The sequence below is a fragment of the Caulobacter sp. P1_B12_2 genome (assembly GCF_056406675.1).
In genome coordinates this window covers 1-3,574 of the sequence record NZ_JBFTZS010000458.1, presented here as the reverse complement: position 1 = coordinate 3,574, position 3,574 = coordinate 1, and the positions used below count along the sequence as shown (strand labels likewise).

General features: G+C 68.2%; 3 protein-coding genes. 2 read left to right on the top strand and 1 reads right to left on the bottom strand.

Annotated features, from left to right (window positions below):
• Positions 1-63: 63 nt before the first annotated feature.
• Positions 64-1,065, bottom strand: a complete 1,002-nt coding sequence (rfaD, locus tag AC1DZ6_RS21390) for an ADP-glyceromanno-heptose 6-epimerase (RefSeq protein WP_477099147.1) — start codon at positions 1,063-1,065, stop codon at positions 64-66.
• A gap of 134 nt (positions 1,066-1,199) precedes the next feature.
• Here rfaD and AC1DZ6_RS21385 point away from each other — a divergent pair, with 134 nt between their 5' ends.
• Both AC1DZ6_RS21385 and AC1DZ6_RS21380 read left to right on the top strand, forming a co-directional pair.
• A complete protein-coding gene (locus AC1DZ6_RS21385; RefSeq protein ID WP_477099146.1) occupies positions 1,200-2,636 on the top strand; it encodes a cryptochrome/photolyase family protein in 1,437 nt (478 codons plus the stop codon).
• Between the two features lie 88 nt (positions 2,637-2,724).
• Positions 2,725-3,574: SAM-dependent methyltransferase (locus AC1DZ6_RS21380; protein WP_477099145.1), on the top strand; the 850-nt coding region annotated here is incomplete at its 3' end.

Here is a 3,574-nt window from a genome sequence, read left to right as displayed (position 1 = left end):
CAATCCAACGGTCCTCATCCTGAGGTGCGAGCCGCAGGCGAGCCTCGAAGGACGCAGAGCGCCTCAGCGGTACGGATCGTCCGTGTTCAGGAACCCGGCCAAATAGTCCTCGACGCCGTCCTCCAGCGAGGTCATCGGCGCGTTGTAGCCGGCGGCGCGCAGGCGGCTCATGTCGGCTTGCGTGAAGTACTGGTACTTGCCGCGCAGCACGTCGGGCATGTCGAAATAGTCGATGTCGGGCTCGCGGCCGACGGCGCGGAAGGTCGCCTCGGCCAGGGCCWTGAACGAGCGGGCCTTGCCCGAGCCCAGGTTGTAGACGCCGTTGACGTACGGGCTCTTGGCCAGCCAGGCGACCACGTCGGCCACGTCGCGCACATAGACGAAGTCGCGCAGCTGGCCGCCGTCCTCGTAGTCGGGGTGGTGGGACTTGAACAGGCGCACGCCCTCGCCGGCCGCCACCTTGGGCCAGATCTGGCAGACCACCGACTTCATGCCGCCCTTGTGGTCCTCGTTGGGGCCGTAGACGTTGAAGAACTTCAACCCCACCCACTGGGTCGGCGCGTGGCCTCGGGCCGCCTCGCGGACGGCGTAGATGTCGAACAACGCCTTGGACCAGCCATAGGCGTTCAGCGGCCTCAGGGCCTTGAGGCTCTCCAGGTCGTCCTTGCCGTCGAAGCCTTGCAGGCCGTCGCCGTAGGTGGCCGCCGAGGAGGCGTAGATCAGGCGGCGCTTGTGATGGGCGCACCACCGCCACAGGTCGCGCGAGAGCACGAAGTTGGACTGCACGATCAGGTCGGCGTCGGGCTCGGTGGTCGACGAGATCGCGCCCATGTGGATGACCAGCTCGACCTCGTCGCCGCGCTCGGCCAACCACTCGAACAGGTCCTCGGGCGGCACGAAGTCGGCGATCGGCGCCTTTGAGAGGTTCTTCCACTTGTTCTCGGCGGCCTCGCCCAGCCAGTCGCAGACCACCACGTCGAGGCTGTCGTCCTCGCACAGCTTGGCCACGATGTTGGAACCGATGAACCCGGCGCCGCCGGTGACGAGGATGACGCGTCTGGACATGGAAAGGCTTATGCCACACCGGCCTATCGATGAAACCCTCTCCCCTGTGTGCAAGGGTTCGCGTTTTGCCGAACTCGGCTAGGAACTTCCCCGCAAGGCCGTCGTTTCAGGCGGCTTCGGAGAGGCGGGTGCACGTGCGGATCGATCGGGACGGCCCTGTCATCGTCTGGCTGCGCAACGACCTGCGCCTGGCCGACAATCCCGCCCTGGCCGCGGCTGCCGCCACCGGCCGGCCAGTGATCCCGCTATACATCCTCGACGAAACGCCCGGCGTGCGGCCGATGGGCGGGGCGTCGCTCTGGTGGCTGGGCAAGTCGCTGACCGCCCTCGCCGCCTCCCTGCAGGCGATCGGCTCGCGGCTRATCCTGCGGCGTGGACCGGCGCGCGAGGTGCTGGCCGACCTCCTTGCCCACGCCAAGCCCGCCGCCGTGGTCTGGAACCGGCTGTACGACGCCGCGTCGATCGACCGCGACGGCGCGATCAAGGCCTGGCTGAAGGACGAGGGTGTGGCCTGCGAAAGCTTCAACGCCGGACTGCTGAACGAGCCCTGGACCGTGAAGAACGGCTCGGGCCAGCCCTACAAGGTCTTCACTCCCTATTGGCGCGCGGCGCGAGACCAGCTGCATCACGTCCATGTCGAGCCCGCGCCCAAGGTCCTGGCCGCGCCCGAACACTGGCCGCGCAGCGAGGCGCTGGAGAGCTGGGGCCTGCATCCGGCCAAGCCGGATTGGTCCAAGGGCTTCGACCTCTGGACGCCCGGCGAGGCCGGGGCGGCCGAGCGGCTGGACGACTTCCTGTCCGGTTCCGTCGGGGACTATGACCGCCAGCGCGACCTGCCCGGCGTCGAGGCCACCTCGCGCCTGTCGCCGCACCTGCATTTCGGCGAGATCGGCCCGCGCCAGGTCTGGGTCGCGGCCCGCACCGCCGCCGAGGCCGGCGACGCCCCCGCCGGCCAGGTCGAGAAGTTCCTGTCCGAGATCGGCTGGCGGGAGTTCAACCATTCGATCCTGTTCCACTGGCCCGACCTGCCGAAAGCCAGCTTCCGTCCCGAGTTCGACGGCTTTCCCTGGGTGCGCGACGACGCCGCCTTCGAGGCCTGGAGCCGGGGCGAGACCGGCTACCCGATCGTCGACGCCGGGATGCGCGAGSTGTGGGCCACCGGCTTCATGCACAACCGCGTGCGGATGATCGTCGCCTCGTTTCTGATCAAGCACCTGCTGATCGACTGGCGCCAGGGCGAAGCCTGGTTCTGGGATACGCTGGTCGACGCGGACCTGGCCAACAACACCGGCAATTGGCAGTGGGTGGCCGGCAGCGGCGCCGACGCCGCGCCCTATTTCCGGATCTTCAACCCGATCGCCCAGGGCCAGAAGTTCGACCCGGCCGGCGTCTATGTGCGGCGCTGGGTTCCTGAGTTGAGAAGCCTGCCCGACGCCCTGATCCACGAGCCGTGGAAAGCGTCACCGCAACAGCTCGGCGAGGCCAGACGCCTGTACGGGGAACCGATCGTGGGGCATGCGGCGGCGCGCGAGCGCGCGCTTGAGGCCTATCGGAGCCTCAAGGGAAACTAGCTCCCCTACGCGGCCAGGTAGTAACCCCATTTACAGGTCGGTTTCGAGAGTTCTTAATTTCGGTCTCAAGTTTGGGATGGGACCGTCGATGACCGATCTCCTGCCTGCGACGTGGCTGGCCACGGCCCGCGACCCGGAACTGCGGCGCGCTCCGGCCGCCTTCCGCACCGCCCTCCGCGTCGCCGTGGAGAACTGGGCGGTGGGAAACCTGACCTTCGTCCTGCCGTCGGGCAAGCCGCTGCGCATCGTCGGCAAGACGCCCGGCCCCGAGGCGGTGATCCGCATCCACGACTACCGCTTCATCCGCCGGGCCCTGGCCTCGGGCGACATCGGCTTCGCCGAGGGCTACATGGCCGGCGAGTGGGACACGCCCGACCTGTCGGCGGTGTTGGAGGCCTTCTCGCGCAACTTCGACCGGCTGACCGCCCTGGTCCGCGGCAATCCGCTGATGCAGGCGGTCAACAGCGTCTACCACCTGTTCCACCGCAACGATCGCGCGGGCTCCAAGCGGAACATCCACGCCCACTACGACTTGGGCAACGCCTTCTATTCCCGCTGGCTCGATCCCAGCATGACCTATTCGTCGGCCCTGTACGAAGCCCCGGCCCAGCCGCTGGACCAGGCCCAGCGGGCCAAGTACGCGGCCCTGGCGCGGTCGATCGACCTCAAGCCCGGCCAGCACGTGCTGGAGATCGGCTGCGGCTGGGGCGGCTTCGCCGAGTTCGCGGCCAAGGAGGTCGGCGCCAAGGTGACCGGGGTCACCATCTCCCAGGCCCAGCACGACTTCGCCCGCCAGCGCCTGTTCGACCAAGGCCTGGCCGAGAAGGCCGACATCCGGCTGATCGACTATCGCGACGTCCAGGGCCAGTTCGACAGCGTTGCCTCGATCGAGATGTTCGAGGCCGTGGGCGAGGAATACTGGCCGACCTATTTCAGCA